The sequence below is a fragment of the Streptomyces sp. URMC 127 genome, from assembly GCF_051386535.1.
In the GTDB taxonomy this organism is placed as follows: Bacteria; Actinomycetota; Actinomycetes; order Streptomycetales; family Streptomycetaceae; genus Streptomyces.
On the sequence record NZ_JBPQTW010000157.1, the window covers coordinates 1 to 16,169 of the forward strand.

Annotated in this window: 18 protein-coding genes, 3 tRNA genes and 1 pseudogene; 5 read left to right on the top strand and 17 right to left on the bottom strand. The window is 73.3% G+C overall.

The features are described 5' to 3' along the window. Nucleotides 1-100 precede the first annotated feature (100 nt). From ACSNOH_RS25285 to ACSNOH_RS25305, 5 genes are all read right to left on the bottom strand, one after another. The gene (locus ACSNOH_RS25285; RefSeq protein WP_436723721.1) at nt 101-532 is read right to left on the bottom strand and encodes a MaoC family dehydratase; all 432 of its coding nucleotides are present in this window, start codon (nt 530-532) and stop codon (nt 101-103) included. Continuing rightward, nucleotides 529-984: an FAS1-like dehydratase domain-containing protein gene (locus ACSNOH_RS25290; RefSeq protein WP_436723722.1), complete on the bottom strand. Its 456-nt coding sequence runs from the start codon at nt 982-984 to the stop codon at nt 529-531. The genes ACSNOH_RS25285 and ACSNOH_RS25290 overlap by 4 nt, the downstream gene beginning before the upstream one ends. A 95-nt stretch (nt 985-1,079) precedes the next feature. Then, nucleotides 1,080-1,244 carry a 50S ribosomal protein L33 gene (rpmG, locus tag ACSNOH_RS25295; protein ID WP_006604855.1) on the bottom strand — a complete coding sequence of 55 codons (165 nt, stop codon included), beginning with the start codon at nt 1,242-1,244 and terminating at the stop codon, nt 1,080-1,082. Nucleotides 1,245-1,330: 86 nt separating this feature from the next. Next, a tRNA-Met gene (locus tag ACSNOH_RS25300) sits at nt 1,331-1,403 on the bottom strand. A 50-nt stretch (nt 1,404-1,453) separates the two neighbouring features. Further along, nucleotides 1,454-1,526, bottom strand: a tRNA-Thr gene (locus ACSNOH_RS25305). Nucleotides 1,527-1,720: 194 nt separating this feature from the next. Between ACSNOH_RS25305 and ACSNOH_RS25310 the strand changes: the two genes are divergently transcribed. Together ACSNOH_RS25310 and ACSNOH_RS25315 are read left to right on the top strand one after the other, a co-directional pair. Further along, nucleotides 1,721-3,010 (top strand): hydrolase, encoded by a 1,290-nt coding sequence (locus ACSNOH_RS25310; protein ID WP_436723723.1) that lies wholly within the window; start codon nt 1,721-1,723, stop codon nt 3,008-3,010. Nucleotides 3,011-3,121: 111 nt separating this feature from the next. After that, nucleotides 3,122-3,784, top strand: coding sequence for an NAD(P)H-binding protein (locus tag ACSNOH_RS25315; RefSeq protein ID WP_436723724.1), 663 nt, complete (start codon nt 3,122-3,124; stop codon nt 3,782-3,784). Between the two features lie 82 nt (nt 3,785-3,866). On the opposite strand, the gene ACSNOH_RS25320 is transcribed toward ACSNOH_RS25315, so the two are convergent. Beyond that, a tRNA-Tyr gene (locus ACSNOH_RS25320) sits at nt 3,867-3,948 on the bottom strand. Between the two features lie 212 nt (nt 3,949-4,160). On the opposite strand from ACSNOH_RS25320, the gene ACSNOH_RS25325 reads away from it, so the two are divergent. Next, the gene (locus ACSNOH_RS25325) at nt 4,161-4,649 is read left to right on the top strand and encodes a YajQ family cyclic di-GMP-binding protein (RefSeq protein WP_058046849.1); all 489 of its coding nucleotides are present in this window, start codon (nt 4,161-4,163) and stop codon (nt 4,647-4,649) included. A 190-nt stretch (nt 4,650-4,839) separates the two neighbouring features. Next, a complete protein-coding gene (locus ACSNOH_RS25330; protein WP_436723725.1) occupies nt 4,840-5,394 on the top strand; it encodes a nuclear transport factor 2 family protein in 555 nt (184 codons plus the stop codon). 10 nt (nt 5,395-5,404) lie between these two features. Here the strand turns inward: ACSNOH_RS25330 and ACSNOH_RS25335 are convergent, their stop codons facing one another. Both ACSNOH_RS25335 and ACSNOH_RS25340 read right to left on the bottom strand, forming a co-directional pair. Beyond that, nucleotides 5,405-5,800 (bottom strand): YccF domain-containing protein, encoded by a 396-nt coding sequence (locus ACSNOH_RS25335; protein ID WP_436723726.1) that lies wholly within the window; start codon nt 5,798-5,800, stop codon nt 5,405-5,407. A gap of 163 nt (nt 5,801-5,963) precedes the next feature. Continuing rightward, the gene (locus ACSNOH_RS25340) at nt 5,964-6,206 is read right to left on the bottom strand and encodes a hypothetical protein (RefSeq protein ID WP_436723727.1); all 243 of its coding nucleotides are present in this window, start codon (nt 6,204-6,206) and stop codon (nt 5,964-5,966) included. A 235-nt stretch (nt 6,207-6,441) separates the two neighbouring features. Here ACSNOH_RS25340 and ACSNOH_RS25345 point away from each other — a divergent pair, with 235 nt between their 5' ends. After that, nucleotides 6,442-6,690: a hypothetical protein gene (locus ACSNOH_RS25345; RefSeq protein WP_436723728.1), complete on the top strand. Its 249-nt coding sequence runs from the start codon at nt 6,442-6,444 to the stop codon at nt 6,688-6,690. 6 nt (nt 6,691-6,696) lie between these two features. On the opposite strand, the gene htpX is transcribed toward ACSNOH_RS25345, so the two are convergent. From htpX to ACSNOH_RS25390, 9 genes and pseudogenes are all read right to left on the bottom strand, one after another. After that, a complete protein-coding gene (gene htpX / locus ACSNOH_RS25350; RefSeq protein WP_436723729.1) occupies nt 6,697-7,563 on the bottom strand; it encodes a zinc metalloprotease HtpX in 867 nt (288 codons plus the stop codon). A gap of 176 nt (nt 7,564-7,739) precedes the next feature. Then, nucleotides 7,740-9,278 (bottom strand): NADH-quinone oxidoreductase subunit N, encoded by a 1,539-nt coding sequence (locus tag ACSNOH_RS25355; RefSeq protein ID WP_436723730.1) that lies wholly within the window; start codon nt 9,276-9,278, stop codon nt 7,740-7,742. Next, a complete protein-coding gene (locus tag ACSNOH_RS25360; protein WP_436723731.1) occupies nt 9,278-10,873 on the bottom strand; it encodes a complex I subunit 4 family protein in 1,596 nt (531 codons plus the stop codon). Before ACSNOH_RS25360 ends, ACSNOH_RS25355 begins: the two co-directional genes overlap by 1 nt. A gap of 2 nt (nt 10,874-10,875) precedes the next feature. Beyond that, the gene (locus ACSNOH_RS25365) at nt 10,876-12,867 is read right to left on the bottom strand and encodes an NADH-quinone oxidoreductase subunit 5 family protein (protein WP_436723732.1); all 1,992 of its coding nucleotides are present in this window, start codon (nt 12,865-12,867) and stop codon (nt 10,876-10,878) included. Next, nucleotides 12,864-13,235, bottom strand: coding sequence for an NADH-quinone oxidoreductase subunit NuoK (gene nuoK / locus ACSNOH_RS25370; RefSeq protein WP_436723733.1), 372 nt, complete (start codon nt 13,233-13,235; stop codon nt 12,864-12,866). The genes ACSNOH_RS25365 and nuoK overlap by 4 nt, the downstream gene beginning before the upstream one ends. Next, nucleotides 13,235-13,816, bottom strand: coding sequence for an NADH-quinone oxidoreductase subunit J family protein (locus ACSNOH_RS25375; protein WP_436723734.1), 582 nt, complete (start codon nt 13,814-13,816; stop codon nt 13,235-13,237). Before ACSNOH_RS25375 ends, nuoK begins: the two co-directional genes overlap by 1 nt. Next, on the bottom strand, nt 13,813-14,361 hold the full coding sequence (locus tag ACSNOH_RS25380) for a NuoI/complex I 23 kDa subunit family protein (protein WP_436723735.1): 549 nt from the start codon (nt 14,359-14,361) through the stop codon (nt 13,813-13,815). Before ACSNOH_RS25380 ends, ACSNOH_RS25375 begins: the two co-directional genes overlap by 4 nt. Further along, nucleotides 14,362-15,327 carry a complex I subunit 1/NuoH family protein gene (locus ACSNOH_RS25385; protein ID WP_436723736.1) on the bottom strand — a complete coding sequence of 322 codons (966 nt, stop codon included), beginning with the start codon at nt 15,325-15,327 and terminating at the stop codon, nt 14,362-14,364. Then, nucleotides 15,324-16,169: pseudogene (locus tag ACSNOH_RS25390) on the bottom strand (NADH-quinone oxidoreductase subunit C); the annotation flags it as partial. The pseudogene ACSNOH_RS25390 and the gene ACSNOH_RS25385, both read right to left, overlap by 4 nt.

Sequence of the window (16,169 nt, forward strand, 5' to 3'; positions counted from 1 at the left end):
CGGGTGGGAGGGCCCCCGCCGCGCAGCGGCGGGGTCGGCGCCCACCGGCCGGGCCGACGGCAAGGCCCCGCCCCGGCCGCTTGCTCGCGGCGCCCTGTCGTCAGGCGAGGCGTACGACCGCTCGCGACATCCCCAGGACCTTCTGGCCCGCGCTCTTGACCACCAGGTCCACGCGGACCGTGCGGCGCTCGTCGTCCTTGGCCGCGACCTTGCCGCCGACCTCGATGACCGCGCCCTCGTCGTCGTTGGGCACGACGACCGGGCGGGTGAAGCGCACCCCGTACTCGGCGACGGCGCCCGGGTCACCGGCCCAGTCCGTGACCACGCGCGCCGCCTCGGCCATGGTGAACATGCCGTGCGCGATCACGTCCGGCAGGCCGACCTCCTTGGCGAACTTCTCGTTCCAGTGGATCGGGTTGAAGTCGCCCGAGGCGCCCGCGTAGCGGACCAGGTCGGCGCGCGTCACCGGGAAGGAGCGGACCGGCAGCTCCGTGCCGATCTCGACCTCGTCGTAGGAGATGCGGGCGGTCATGACGCCTCCTCGGCCGCGCGGGCCACCAGGGTGGTGTGTGCGGTCACCACGTGCTCGCCGTGCTCGTCCTGGACGTCGCCGCGGATGGACAGGACGTCGTTGCCCGCGAGGGACTTGATCGATTCGATGGTGGAGACGACCGTCAGGCGGTCACCGGCCCGCACGGGGCGGGCGTAGGCGAACTTCTGGTCGCCGTGCACGACGCGCGAGTAGTCCAGGCCCAGCTGCGGGTCGTTCACGACCGCGCCGGCGGCCCGGTACGTGACCGAGAACACGAAGGTCGGCGGGGCGATCACATCCGGGTGGCCCAGCGCCTTGGCGGCCTCCGGGTCGGTGTACGCCGGATTGGTGTCGCCGATGGCCTCGGCGAATTCGCGGATCTTCTCCCGGCCGACCTCGTACGGTTCGGTGGCCGGATAGGTCCGCCCTACGAAGGACTGGTCGAGCGCCATGGCCCGGTACCTCCTGCGGCAGTGGTGAACGGTGGCGGATACGCCGCGAGGCCGCCCCCGGTGAATGGGGACGGCCTCGCGAACGAGCCTTGTTGTTATCGCGTCTCGCGGTGCGCGGTGTGCGAGTTGCAACGGGGGCAGTGCTTCTTCATCTCAAGACGGTCCGGGTCGTTGCGCCGGTTCTTCTTGGTGATGTAGTTCCGCTCCTTGCACTCCACGCAGGCCAGCGTGATCTTCGGGCGGACGTCGGTGGCAGCCACGTGAGTGCTCCTTGACGGAATGGACGGATTTAACGCAGACAAGAGTAGCCGATCGGAGGACCGACCCCACAATCGGCTACTACGTGTAGCGGTGACCGGACTTGAACCGGTGACACAGCGATTATGAGCCGCTTGCTCTACCGACTGAGCTACACCGCTTTGATGCGGGAGGGACTCCCCGCCCGAAGGCGGGGAACCTCTCACACCAGAGCCCCAAAACGGAATCGAACCGTTGACCTTCTCCTTACCATGGAGACGCTCTGCCGACTGAGCTATTGGGGCGAGCGAGGAAGACATTACACGGTTGGCCGCCGAAGGTGAAATCCGTATCCGGAGGACGGCCGCGACGACGCCACGGAAGCCTCGCCGCACCACACCAGTACGACTATTCGTCGCCTGCTCGAAGCCGTTCCTGCCGCGCCCTACGCTCGGATCTGCTGCGTGATCATGCACGCCCCGGCCCCCGGAGGAGCGCGATGCCCGACAGCCAGCCGCAGCCCCCGGCGGAGCCCGGGGGCGAGGCCCCCCGTCCCGGCGCCCGGCCCGCCGTCGCGCCCGGCGACGGCGCCCTCGTGCTCGGCGGCGCCCGCCTCGCCGACGGCCGCACGGTGGACGTGCGGCTGAGCGGCGGGCACATCGAGGCCGTGGGCACCGCGGGCAGCCTCGCCTCCGGCCCCCGCGTGGACCTCAGCGGCTATCTGCTGCTGCCCGCGCCCGCCGAGCCGCACGCCCACGGCGCCACCGCGCTCACCGCCGAGGCCGACGGCCCCGTCTCGTACGCCGCCGAGGACGTCCAGCGGCGCGCCACCGAGGCGGCCCTCCTCCAGCTCGGGCACGGGGCCACCGCCCTGCGCTGCCACGTCCGCATCGGCGACGTGCAGGGGCTGCGCTCGCTGGAGGCCGTCCTGCAGGCCGGGCGCGCCCTGCGCGGGCTCACCGACCTGACCGCCGTGGCCGTGCCCCGGCTGCTCACCGGCGCCGCCGGCGCCGACGGGCTGGCCCTCCTGCGGGACGCGGTCAAGATGGGCGCGGCCGTCGGCGGCTGCCCCGACCTCGACCCCGACCCCACCGGCTTCGCCGAGGCCGCCCTCGACCTGGCCGCCGCGCACGGCAGCCCCGTCGACCTGCACACCGACGGCTCCGACCCCGCCCGGCTCGCCCGGCTGGCCGCCATGGCCGGCGGGCTACGCCCCCGCGTCACCCTCGGCCCCTGCGGCGGCCTCGCCCGCCTCCCCCGCGACCTGGCCGTGCGCGCCGCCGAGCAGCTGTCCGCCGCCGGGGTGACCGTCGTCTGCCTGCCGCAGGGCGACTGCGGGACGCTGGAGCAGCGCGGCGCCCGCGTCTCGCGCTGCGCCCCGGTGCGGCTGCTGCGGGCCGCGGGCGTGCGGGTCGCGGCCGGGAGCGGCGCCCTGCGCGACGCGGCCAATCCGGTCGGCCGCGGCGATCCCCTGGAGGCCGCGTTCCTGCTGGCCTCGCACGGCGAGCTGCGGCCCGGGGAGGCGTACGAGGCGGTCAGCGGGTGGGCGCGGGCGGCGATGGGCCTGCCGCGGGTGCGGGTCGAGGCGGGGTTCCCGGCCGAGCTGCTGGCCGTGCGGGGCGAGCGGGTCGAGAGCGTCCTGTCGCTGGCGTACAGCCGTCTCGTAGTGCACAAGGGCCGCGTGGTGGCCCGTACGAGCGCCGTGCGGGAGTACTGCGACACCTCCGCGGCGATCGCGGCCCTGGAGCTGCCGCGGCAGTCGTCGCGCGGCGGGGGCGAGCCGTCCTGACGGGGCGGTGTGCTGATGGCGGCGTGACGGGAGCGGCGGCGTGACGGGAGTGGCGGCCGGGGCGCGGCGAGGCCCTCTGTCGGAATCCGGTGATCGGCGTACGGTCGGATCATGCGCATTGTCATCGCTGGTGGACATGGTCAGATCGCGCTGCGGCTGGAGCGGCTGCTCGCTGCGCGCGGGGACGAGATCGCGGGCGTCATCCGCAGGCCCGAGCAGGCCGGGGCCCTCCTGGCGGCCGGTGCCGAGCCGGTCGTGTGCGACCTGGAGTCGGCCTCCGTGGCGGATCTGGTGCGGCACCTGGAGTCGGCCGACGCCGCCGTCTTCGCGGCCGGAGCGGGGCCGGGCAGCGGCGCCGGGCGCAAGGACACCGTCGACCGCGCCGCGGCGACGCTCTTCGCTGATGCGGCCGAGGCGGCCGGGGTCCGCCGCTTCCTGGTGGTCTCGTCCATGGGTGCCGACCGCGAGCCCCCGGAGGGCACCGATCCGGTCTTCGCCGCCTACCTGCGCGCGAAGGGCGCGGCGGACGCGGACATCCGGGCGCGGACCGGCCTGGACTGGACGATCCTGCGGCCGGGGCGGCTCACGGACGGCACCGGCACGGGCCGGGTGACGCTCGGCGAGGCCACGGGGCGGGGCGAGGTGACCCGGGACGACGTCGCGGCGGTCCTCGCGGCGCTGCTGGACGAGCCGGGGACGGCGGGGCGGACCCTGGAGCTGATCGGCGGGGAGACGCCGGTTCTGGAGGCCGTGAAGGCCGTGGCGAGCGGCTGAGGGCGGGGCGCGCCGATGAGGCCCGGGCGCGCCGGAAAACGAAAGAAGCCCCTGACCTTTTCAGGTCAGGGGCCTCATTCCGTGGCGGCGCCAGGATTCGAACCTGGGTAGGCTAAGCCGACGGATTTACAGTCCGCTCCCATTGGCCACTCGGGCACACCGCCATGGGGTGTCACCTCGGGCTCTCTTTCGATTCGCTCCGGGGCAACGACGTAAACCATACCCGATGACCTGGGGTGGTCCGCCACTCGGTTCATCGCCCGTGAGAACGGCCCCGGGGTGGCTAGGCTGACGGGGCGGTCCGCCGCCGGCCCGGGGCCGGTGGCAGCCAGGGCCGCACCCCCCGATGGATCTACGTACGAGGAGCCAACTCAATATGGCCGACTCCAGTTTCGACATCGTCTCGAAGGTCGAGCGGCAGGAGGTCGACAACGCCCTCAACCAGGCCGCCAAGGAGATCTCGCAGCGCTACGACTTCAAGGGCGTGGGCGCCTCGATCGCGTGGTCCGGCGACAAGATCGAGATGCGTGCCAACGCCGAGGAGCGCGTGAAGGCCGTTCTCGACATCTTCGAGACCAAGCTGGTCAAGCGCGGCATCTCGCTGAAGTCGCTCGACGCGGGCGAGCCGCAGGCCTCCGGCAAGGAGTACAAGATCTTCGCCTCGATCGAGGAGGGCATCTCCCAGGAGAACGCCAAGAAGGTCGCCAAGATCATCCGTGACGAGGGCCCCAAGGGCGTCAAGGCCCAGGTCCAGGGCGACGAGCTGCGCGTCAGCTCCAAGAGCCGTGACGACCTCCAGGCCGTCCAGGCCCTCCTCAAGGGCAAGGACCTGGACTTCGCGATCCAGTTCGTCAACTACCGCTGACCCGGGAACGACGGCTGACGGCAGTCGCACCGAAGCGCGCCGGAAGGGAATCCCTTCCGGCGCGCTTCGGCGTTCCGCGGCTCGTTCTCCCGGCGGGCTTGACCTCAAGTTATCTTGAGCTTTTAGCGTTCCCGGTGAACGGCCGGCCCGCCCGGGGCGGCCCGTCCACCGACCCACGGAGCGTGCCGCCATGACCCTCACCGCACCGGAGTTCACCCCGGAGACCGCCGACCTCAAGGCCCGCATCGACGCCCTCACGGACCGCGCCGACATCACCGGGCTCATCGACCGCTACCTGCTGAGCCTCGACGAGCGCCGGTTCGACGACGCCTGGGCCCACGGCTTCTTCACGCCGGACGTACGGATCACCTCGCCGGTCGGGACGCACGAGGGCATCGACGGCCTGGCCGCCTCCCAGGCGGCCACCATGGCCAAGTTCGAGCGCACGCAGCACATCGGCACCAACTACCTGCTGGACGTCACCGGCGACCGCGCCACGGTGCGCTGGAACGCCCTGATGACGCACGTGCACCTGGCTTCCACCCGCGAGATCCGCGGCTCCGGCCCCGGCGACCACTTCACCGTCGGCGGCACGTTCACGGGCGAGGTCGTGCGCACCCCGCGCGGCTGGCGCTTCCGGTGCCTCGACGTCCGCGCGGTCTGGGTGCACGGCGAGGGCCCCCTCGTTCTGACCCCCGAGGCCGAGGAGACCCTGCGCTCGCTCAACGGCCAACAGCCGCTGTAACAGCCGCGGTTCAGCGGTAGCCCGCGAACGCCTGGTCCGTCGGGACGATTTCGCGGCCGAGCGGGAAGAGCGAGACCGGGATCAGCTTGAAGTTCGCGATGCCCAGGGGGATTCCGATGATCGTGCAGCAGAGCGCAACACCGGTGACGATGTGACCGAGCGCCAGCCACCACCCGGCGAAGACGAACCAGATGATGTTGCCGATCAGCGACCCGGCACCCGCGTCACGCCGCTCGACGGTCGTCCGCCCGAACGGCCAGAGCGCGTAACCGGCAATGCGGAACGATGCGATTCCAAAGGGAATGGTGACGATCAAGACGAAACAGATCAAACCAGCAACAACGTACCCAATTGCCATCCAGAAGCCACAGAGCACCAACCAGATGATGTTCAGGATGAACTTCATAAAACAGAGCCTCCCACTCGTCCTGCCGTCCAGCTACTGGGACGTCCGGACGGCTACCGACGGTTGCCGCGGCGGGAGGATCAGCAACCCAAGGTGACGACGGGCCGCCGCCGCTGGCCGCTGCTGCCGCGGCACCGGCGCCGTCCGCCAGGCCTCGGCAGGGCTACTTCTTGTCGTTGTCGTCCCGCTTCCGCCGGCGACCGCCGAACAAGTCGTCCCCGAGATCCGTGGCTTCCGCGTTGCCCTCCCAGCGGGCTCCCTCACCCGAGATGTAGCTGTCCCCTACGGAGACCTCGAAGGCCCCGCTTCGCTTCTCGGGCTTGACCCCGGACTTCCGCTCCTCGCCGCCGGCCTCGCGCCCTTTCGCGGCCCGGCCCTTGCCCTGGTTCTGGTTCTGGTCGCTCATGACGGCTCCCGGATCTCGGCTGCGTCGAACGCTTCCAGTACCGCACCGGCCCACCCGCCCCGGCAGCGGAACTGCGCCGGACGGGTGACACACCCGCTCGCGCCCCGGGGGCGGTCGGCGCCCTCCCCCGAACGGCCCAGTGCAGCGTGCCGCGCGGCCGCTTCGCCGTCATCGTGGGCGGTCCGCCGTGTCCGCCGTTCGGCGGGCGCGCACGCAACGAGCGGGAGGAGCCCCCATGCGCACACGTACGCGACAAGCCCTCGGCGCCGCGGTTTCCGCCCTGGTGCTCGCCGGAACGCTCGGCGCGGGGGTCGCCCGGGCCGGTGACCTCGATCCTCCGCCGCCTGCGCAGCCCCCGCCCACGGAGGTGTCCGCCGCGCAGTGCCTGAGCGCGGACGGGACGATCGACGTGACCGTCGGGGACGACTTCGCGCCGGTGCTGGTGTGCCGGGGAGGGACGTACGACGGCAGGCCCGTCGGCTAGGGCCGGCTACCGGCCCCCGTGGCCCGCCATCTGCTCCAGGCGGGCGATGCGCTCCCCCATCGGCGGGTGCGTGGAGAACAGCTTGGCCATGCCCTCGCCCGCGCGGAACGGGTTCGCGATCATCATGTGGCTCGCGGTCTCGATGCGCGGCTCGGGGGGCAGGGGCAGGCGCTGCGTGCCCGCCTCCAGCTTGCGGAGGGCCGAGGCGAGGGCCAGGGGGTCGCCCGTGAGACGGGCGCCGGAGGCGTCGGCCTCGTACTCGCGGGAGCGGCTGACGGCGAGCTGGATGAGCGACGCCGCGACCGGGCCCAGCAGCATGATCATGATCATGCCGACGATGCCCGGGCCCTCGTCGTCGTCCGATCTGCCGAAGGGGACCAGCCACGCGAAGTTCACCAGGAACATCACCACCGAGGCGAGCGCGCCCGCGATCGAGGAGATGAGGATGTCGCGGTTGTACACATGGCTGAGCTCGTGGCCGATGACGCCGCGCAGCTCGCGCTCGTCCAGGAGGTGCAGGATGCCGTCCGTGCAGCAGACGGCGGCGTTGCGGGGGTTGCGGCCGGTCGCGAAGGCGTTGGGCGCGTCCGTCGGCGAGATGTACAGCCGGGGCATGGGCTGGCGGGCGGCCGTGGAGAGCTCGCGGACCATGCGGTAGAGGCCGGGGGCCTCGAACTCGCTGACGGGGCGGGCGCGCATGGCGCGCAGGGCGAGCTTGTCGCTGTTCCAGTAGGCGTAGGCGTTGGTGCCCAGGGCCACCAGGACGGCGACGATCAGGCCCGTACGGCCGAAGAGGCTGCCGATGACGATGATGAGCGCGGACAGCCCCCCGAGGAGGACTGCGGTCCTGAGCCCGTTGTGCCGGCGGTGCACGGTACGCCCTCCAAGTGGTGCGGCAGGGGAACCCTTGCGCTGACGCGCTTCCACTCGTGGTGGAGTCTCCAGTGGAACCTTCTTGACCGGTCAACGCCAGACGGGGGCACCGGGTTCCCTTGGTTCCCTGCCGCGCGGGTCGCCCGTCCGGCGGACGGTACGGGGCCCGCCCGCTCCTAGAGCAGCGCCTGCGAAGCGAAGCGGAGGACGAGCTGGGGGGCGCCCGACAGGGCGATGCCGGCCGCGGCGGCCAGGGCGATGGCCGCGCCCAGCGGCCCGGGGACGCGGACCGGCGCCGCCTCCGCAGTCCCGGCTTCCGCGGTCCCCACCTCCGCAGTCCCGGCCTCCGCCGGGCGGAACAGGACCGCCGTCCACTGCAGGTAGTAGTAGAGCGCGATCACGACGTTGAGGGCCATGACGACGGCCAGCCAGCCCAGCCCCGCGTCGACCGCCGCGCTGAAGACCGTGACCTTCGCGAAGAGGCCGATGATGCCCGGCGGCAGGCCCGCCAGGCAGAGCAGGAAGAAGCCCAGGGCGAGCGCGGCGAGCGGCCGGCGGGCGTAGAGGCCCCGGTAGTCGGTGATGCGGTTCTGCGGGCTCGTGCGGGCCACGAGGGCGGCGACGGCGAACGCGCCGAGGTTCACGGCGGCGTACATCAGGGCGTACGCGACGGTGGAGCCGATGGCGCGCGCGGGGTCGTCCGCGTAGCCGGCGGCGGCGACGGGCACGAGCAGGTAGCCCGCCTGGCCGACGGAGGACCAGGCGAGGAGGCGCACTGCGCTGCGGGCGCGTTCCGGGCGCTGGCGGAGCGCGGCGACGTTGCCCGCGGTCATGGTCAGCGCGGCGAGGACGGCGACGGCCGGTGCCCACACGCCGGCGTACGAGGGGAAGGCGACGACCGTGACCAGGATGAGGCCGGTGAAGCCGACCGCCTTGCCGATCACCGAGAGGTAGGCGGCGACGGGCAGCGGGGCGCCCGCGTAGGTGTCGGGCACCCAGAAGTGGAACGGCACGGCCGCGGTCTTGAAGGCGAAGCCGACGAGGGTGAGGGCGACGCCCGCCTGGGCGAGGGTGGCGAGCCGCGGGTCGGTCTCGGCGAGCTTCCCGGCGACCTCGGTGAGGTGCAGGGTGCCGGTGGCCGCGTAGACGAAGCTGACGCCCAGGAGGGTGACGGCGGTCGCGGTGACCGAGGACAGGAAGAACTTCAGGGCCGCCTCGGAGGAGCGGCGGTCGCCGCGGCGCAGGCCGACGAGGGCGAAGGCCGGCAGGGAGGCCACTTCGAGGGCGACGACGAGGGTCGCGAGGTCCCGGGAGGCGGGCAGCAGGGCGGCGCCCGCCGCGGAGGACAGCAGCAGGAACCAGTACTCCCCTTCGGGGAGCCGGTGGTCGCGGACGGCGCTCATGGACAGCAGGGCCGTCAGGAGGGCGCCGCCGAGCACCAGGAGCTGGATGACGAGCGTGAAGTGGTCGGCGGTGTAGCTGCACGCGTCGCGGTCGGAGACCCCGGTGAGGCAGAACGTGGAGCGGTCGCCGTCGAGGAGCGGCAGCAGGGCCAGGCCCGCGAGCAGCAGCCCGGCGACGGAGACGGCGCCCAGGAGCGGCTTGCGCTCCTCGGGGAGGAAGAGGTCGGCGACCAGGACGGCCAGCGCGACGACGGCCGTGACGGTGGGCGGTGCGACGGCGAGCCAGTCGACGGACTGGATCAGGGAGCCCATCAGTTGCCTCCTCGGAGGAGCTGCTGAACGGCCGGGTCGGTGAGGCCGAGGAGGGCCGCGGGCCAGAGTCCGGCGAGGACGGTGAGGGCGACGAGCGGGGTCCAGGCGGCGAACTCGTAGGACCGGACGTCGGCGGGGGTGCCGGGGCCGGGCTCCGTGCCGGTGGTCTGCGGCCGGGTGCTGCCCCCGTCGCCGCCCATGCACACGCGGCGGACGACGACCAGCAGGTAGGCGGCCGTCAGGAGCGTGCCGAGGCCGGCGAGGGCCATGAACGTCAGGAACGCCGGGCGGCTGAGCCCGTCCGCGGGCCGGAACGCGCCGAACATGGCGAGCATCTCGCCCCAGAAGCCGGCGAGGCCGGGCAGGCCGAGGGAGGCGATGGCGCCGAAGGCGAGGAGGCCGCCGAGGCGGGGGGCCTTGCCGTAGAGGGCGGCGCCGGTGCGGCCGGAGAGGGCGTCGAGGTCGCTGGTGCCGTAGCGGTCCTTGACCGCGCCGACGAGGAAGAAGAGCAGGCCGGTGATGAGGCCGTGGGCGATGTTGGCGAAGAGGGCGCCGTTGACCCCGGTGGGGGTGAGCGTCGCGATGCCGAGCAGGACGAAGCCCATGTGGCCGACGGAGGAGTACGCGATGAGGCGCTTGAGATCTCCCCCCGCGCCGCGGCGGGCCAGGTTCAGGCACACCAGCGAGCCGTAGATGATGCCGACGGCCGCGAAGGCGGCGAGGTAGGGCGCGAAGGTGTGCGCGCCGTCCGGGGCGACCGGCAGGACGATGCGGACGAACCCGTACGTGCCCATCTTCAGCAGCACGCCCGCCAGCAGCACCGAGCCGACGGTCGGGGCGGCGGTGTGGGCGTCGGGCAGCCAGCTGTGCAGGGGCCACATGGGGGCCTTGACGGCCAGTCCGGTGCCGATGGCGAGGACGGCGATGAGCTGGGTGGTGCGGCTCAGGTGCGCCCCGTTGTCAGTGGCGAGTGCCACCATGTCGAACGTGCCGCTCTTGATCCCGACCAGGAGGAGGCCGAGCAGCATCACGACGGAGCCGAGCAGCGTGTAGAGGATGAAGCGCCAGGCCGCGCGCTCCCTGCCGTCGCCGCCCCAGCGGGCGACGAGGAAGTACATCGGGATGAGCACCATCTCGAAGGCCAGGAAGAACAGCATCAGGTCGAGGACGGCGAAGGTCGCGAGGGTGCCGGACTCCAGGACGAGGAGCAGCGCGACGAATGCCTTGGGGGACGGGCCCGGCGGCATGCGGAAGTAGCTGTAGAGCGCGCAGAGGAAGGTCAGCAGCGCGGTCAGGACGAGGAGGGGGAGCGAGACGCCGTCCACGCCCAGGTGGATCCGGATGTTCAGGGCCGGGATCCAGCTGATGTCGGTGGTCGCCTGCATGCGGGCCGGGCTGTCGTGGTCGAAGCCCGCCGCGAGGGCGACGGCCAGTGCGAGGACGGCACCGGTGACGGTGACGCCGTGGCGGAGCACGGCCTGCCCGGGGTCGCGGCCCTTCAGGCCGGGCGGGGCCGGCAGGAGGGCGGCGACGGCTCCGGCGAGGGGGAGGACGACGATCGCAGCGAGGAGGTACTGCAGGACTGTGTGACTCACGGTCAGGCTCCGTTGGCTACGAGCACGGCCGCTACGGCCAGGACGACGGCTCCGGCGAACAGGGCGCTCAGGTACGTCTGCACGTTGCCGGTCTGGGCGCGGCGGACGGCCTCGCCGAGCAGGCGGGGTGCGCCGGCCGCGCCGCGCACGTAGGTCTCGACGACCTCGCGGTCGAGGAAGCCGGCGAGGCGGGCGGCCGCGCGCACGGGCCGGACGAACAGGGCGGAGTAGACGGCGTCCAGGTGGAAGCCGGCCGCGGCGTGGCGGTGCAGGGGGCCGAGGAGGGTCCGGCCGGGGTCGGCCGGGTCGGGTGCCGCCGCGATGTCGCCGTAGGCGGCCTCGTGGGTGGCGATGCTCTCCTCCTCGGAGACGTACGGGGCCGCGCCCGGGTCGGCGGCGACGGCGCCGAGGGGGGTGCGGGCGGCGAGCGCGGCGCTGCGGCGCCAGGCCGCGTACATGACGATCGCGCCGGCGAGGGCGCAGCCGGTGGAGAGGACGGAGGTGGTGAGCGTCGGGGTGAGCGAGCGGCCGTCGAACCAGCCGGGGAGCTTCCAGGCGGCGAGGCCGAGCGCGAGCGCGGGGACGGCCAGGATCCACAGGACGGTGTTCATGGCGGCGGGCTGCTTGCCGTGGTCGGCGGCCTCGGGGCCGGTGCCGCGGAAGGCCATCAGCCACAGGCGGGTGGCGTAGGCGGCGGTCAGGAGGGCCGTGAGGAGCCCCGCGGCGAGGACGAGCCAGCCGGCCGCGCCCGGGATGCCCTCGGCGTCGCCGGAGGCGGCGTGCTCGGCCGCGCCGAGGACGGCTTCCTTGGAGAAGAAGCCGCTGAACGGGGGGATCGCGGCGAGGGCGAGGAGGGCGACGGTCATCGTCCAGTACGCGTCGGGGATGCGCTTGGCGAGGCCGCCGGTGCGGGCCATGGCGGCGAGCGAGTTCGTGCCGGCGGCGTGGATGATCACGCCTGCCCCGAGGAAGAGGAGGGCCTTGAACGCGCCGTGCGAGATCAGGTGGAAGACGGCCGCGCCGCGGTCGCCGACGGCGAGGGCGCCGGTCATGTAACCGAGCTGGCCGACGGTCGAGTAGGCGAGGACGCGCTTGATGTCGTCCTGGGCGAGGGCCGCGAGCGCCGAGCCGGTCATGGTGACGGCGGCCATCACGGCGAGGACGACGAGCGCGGCGGTGGAGGCCGCGAAGAGGGGGAGGAGCCGGGCGACGAAGTAGACGCCGGCCGCGACCATCGTCGCGGCGTGGATCAGCGCGGAGACCGGCGTGGGGCCGGCCATCGCGTCGGGCAGCCACGTGTGCAGCGGGAACTGCGCGGACTTGCCCGCCACGCCCGCCAGGAGCAGCAGCGCGATCAGCGTGGGGTGCTCGATGCCGCCGGAGGTGACGGCGGTGAGGATGCCGTTGATCCGGAAGGTCCCGGCGTCGGCGGCCAGCGCGAGGATGCCGATCAGGAAGGGGACGTCGCCGAGCTTGGTGACCAGGAAGGCCTTGAGGGAGGCGCTGCGCGCGGCCTCGGTCTCCCAGTAGTGGCCGACCAGGAAGTACGAGCAGATGCCCATGATCTCCCAGCCGACCAGCAGCACCATGAGGTCGCCGGAGTAGACGACCAGCAGCATGGCCGCGGTGAAGAGGGAGACGAGGGCGGCGTAGGAGGGGTAGCGGGGGTCGTCGCGCAGGTAGGCCGTCGAGTACAGCTGGACGCACGTGGCGACGACGCCGACGAGCAGCGCGACGAGGACGGCGAAGCCGTCGAGGTGCAGGGCGAGGTCGATCGGCACGGAGCCGGTCGGGGTGAGCCGGGTGGCGGCGTCGATCGCGTCCCCGCCGCCCTGCCGCCAGGCGACGACGGCGGCGAGCACGGCCGCGGCGAGCGTCGGCAGGACGGCCAGGGGCCGTACGAAGCCGGGCGCGCGGCGGCCGGTCAGTAGGCCCGCGAGGGCGCCGAGGAACGGCAGCAGGGGGACGAGGACGGCGGTGGTCGTGGTGCTCACGCGGCGGCCTCGGCCTTCTCCTCGTGGTCCGGGTGTCCGGTGCCGGGTCCGGCGCCGGGGGCGTCGTCGCGCAGGTCGCGCAGGCGGTCGACGTCGGCGGTGCCGCGGTTGCGGTGCACCTGCAGCACGATCGCCAGGCCGATGCCGATCTCGGCGGCGGCGATGGCGATGGTGAAGAGGGTGAGGGCCTGGCCCGCGTGCAGCTCGTCGCGCAGCCAGGCGTCGAAGGCGACGAGGTTGAGGTTGACGGCGTTGAGCATCAGCTCGACGGACATCAGCACCAGGATCGCGTTGCGCCGGGCCAGGACGCCGTACAGGCCGGTGCAGAAGAGGAGGGCCGCGAGGACGGCCGGGTAGACGAGGTGCATCAGCGCTGCGCCCCTTCCCGGGTCTTCTTGCGGGAGAGGACGACCGCGCCGACGAGCGCGGCGAGCAGCAGCACGGACAGCGCCTCGAAGGGCAGCACCCAGTGCCGGAAGAGGATCTCTCCGGAGACCTTCGTGGTGCCCTGGGGGGCGTCGCCGTCCAGGCCGATCCACGTCGTGCGGAAGGCGTCCACGACCACCCACACGAGGGCGGCGGCCGCGGCCGCGGCGACGCCGAGGGCGGCCCACCGGTTGCCGGAGTCGGCGTCCGGGGACCGGCCGATGGGGGCCTTGGTGAGCATGAGCCCGAAGAGGAGGAGGACGACCACGGAGCCGACGTAGATCAGGACCTGCACCCAGGCGATGAACTCCGCCGTCAGCAGCAGGTACTCCACGGCGAGCCCGCCGAGGGCGACGACCAGCCAGAGGGCGGCGTGCACGAGCTGCCTGGTCGTGACGGTCACGACGGCCGCGCCGAGGGTGACGAGGCCGACGAGGAGGAAGACGATCTCGACGCCGGCCGGGGAGAGGAAGCCGTGCGCGTGCGCCTGTGCGGCGAGCACGGTGGTACCGGTGCCGGTCATGCCTCTCCCTCCTGCTCGGACTTCAGTTTCTCCGCCGTCTTCTCCGCCGCCTTGCGGGCCGCCGCGATCTCCTTCGGCTCCTCGGCCGCGGGGTCGAGCGCCGGCGGCTCCGGCACGGTCCACATCCACTCGCGGAGCTTGTCGCGCTCGTGGACGAGGTCCTGGATGTCCGTCTCGGCGTACTCGAACTCCGGCGACCAGAACAGCGCGTCGAAGGGGCACACCTCGATGCAGATGCCGCAGTACATGCACAGCGAGAAGTCGATCGCGAAGCGGTCGAGGACGTTACGGCTGCGCTCGCGGCCGCCCGGCGCGGCCGGGGGCACCGTCTCCTTGTGGGAGTCGATGTAGATGCACCAGTCCGGGCACTCGCGGGCGCACAGCATGCAGACCGTGCAGTTCTCCTCGAACAGCCCGATCACGCCGCGCGTGCGCGGCGGCAGCTCGGGCTGGACGTCCGGGTACTGCGCGGTGTGCGCGCGGCGCGTCATCGTGCGGAGCGTGACGGCCAGGCCCTTGGCCAGGCCGGAACCGGGAAGGCCCATCTACTGGGTCACCACCTTGACGACGCCCGTCAGCGCGATCTGCGCCAGGGCGAGGGGAATGAGGGCGGTCCAGGCCAGCTTCTGCAGCTGGTCCTCGCGCAGCCGCGGGTAGGTCACCCGCAGCCAGATCACGACGAAGGCCAGGACCGCGGTCTTCAGCAGGGTCCACAGCCAGCCCAGGCCGTCGGCGCCGAACGGGCCGTGCCAGCCGCCGAGGAAGAGGACCGTGGTCAGGCCGCACAGGACGACGATGCCCGCGTACTCCGACAGCAGGAACAGCGCGAAGCGCAGGCCCGTGTACTCGGTGTACGCACCGAAGATGATCTCGGAGTCGGCGACCGGCATGTCGAACGGGGGGCGCTGCAGCTCGGCGAGGCCCGCCACGAAGAAGACCACCGCGCCGACGATCTGCCACGGCACCCACCACCAGTGGAAGGCGTCCACGATGCCCGGCAGCGAGACCGTGCCCGCCGCCATCGCCACGCTCGCCGCGGCCAGCAGCATCGGCAGCTCGTACGCCATGAGCTGCGCGGCCGTGCGCAGGCCGCCCAGCAGCGAGAACTTGTTGGCGGACGCCCAGCCGGCCATCAGCGAGCCGAGGACGCCCACGCCCATCACGGCGAGGACGAAGAAGATGCCCGCGTCGACGACCTGGCCGACCGCGTTGCCCGGCCCGACCGGGATCGCGATCAGCACGAGCAGGTACGGCAGGAGGGCCACGGCCGGTGCCAGCTGGAAGATGCGGCGGTCCGCGCCCGCTGGCACCACGTCCTCCTTCTGCGCGAACTTCACGCCGTCCGCGACGAGCTGCGCCCAGCCGTGGAAGCCGCCGGCGTACATGGGGCCGAGGCGGCCCTGCATGTGGGCCATCACCTTGTGCTCGGTCTGGCCGACGACCAGGGGCAGCACGAGGAAGACGACGAAGACGGCGAGGAGGCGCAGGACGACGTCGAGAGTGTCGCTCATGCGGGGTCGCCTCCGGCGGGGTTGCTCGTGTCGTCGTTACGGGATCCGTTACGGGGTCCGCCGTCGCCGGCCGGGTCGCCTCCGGCGGGGGTGCGGTCGTCCCGGCCTTCACCGCCCCGTGACGCGGGGCCGGCGCCGCCGGGGGCGGGCGTCTCCCCCTCCGGTGCGTCCGGCACCGCCGGGTCGCGGCGCTCGGGCTGGTCGCCGTCGCGGCGGGGGGAAGCCTGCGGCTCGGGTGACGTCTCCGGCTCACCGGACGGTGCGTCCGGCACCGCCGGGCCGCGGCGCTCGGGCTGGTCGCCGTCGCGGCGGGAGGAGGCTTGCGGCTCGGGCGGGGCTTCTTCGGCGCCGGGCTCGGCGGGGGGTTCGTCGAAGGCCGGGCGGGCGTGGTGCCAGGGGGCGTCGGAGGAGCCGGCGGCCGCCGGGCGGGCGCGCCGCGGGGCGGCCTCCCCCGCCTGACTGGCCGAGCCGTCCGCCGCGCTGCGGGTACGGCGGGCCGGGGCCGCGCCTTCGGCCGCCTGGCTCGCCGAGCCCTCCGACGCGCTGCGCGTACGACGCACCGGGGGCGCGGTCTCGCCCGCCTGGCTCGCCGAGCCCTCGCTCGCGCTGCGCATGCGGCGGGCCGGGGGCGCGGTCTCCCCCGTCTGGCTGGCGGAGCCGTCCGCCGCACTGCGGGCGCGACGCACCGGGGCCGTGCCTTCGGCCGCCTGGCTGGCCGAGCCGTCCGCCGCGCTGCGCGTACGACGCACCGGGGCCGCGGCCTCGCCCGCCTGGCTCGCCGAGCCCTCCGACACGCTGCGCGTGCGGCGGACCGGGCGGTCGGCCGCTGCGCGGGGGGCGCG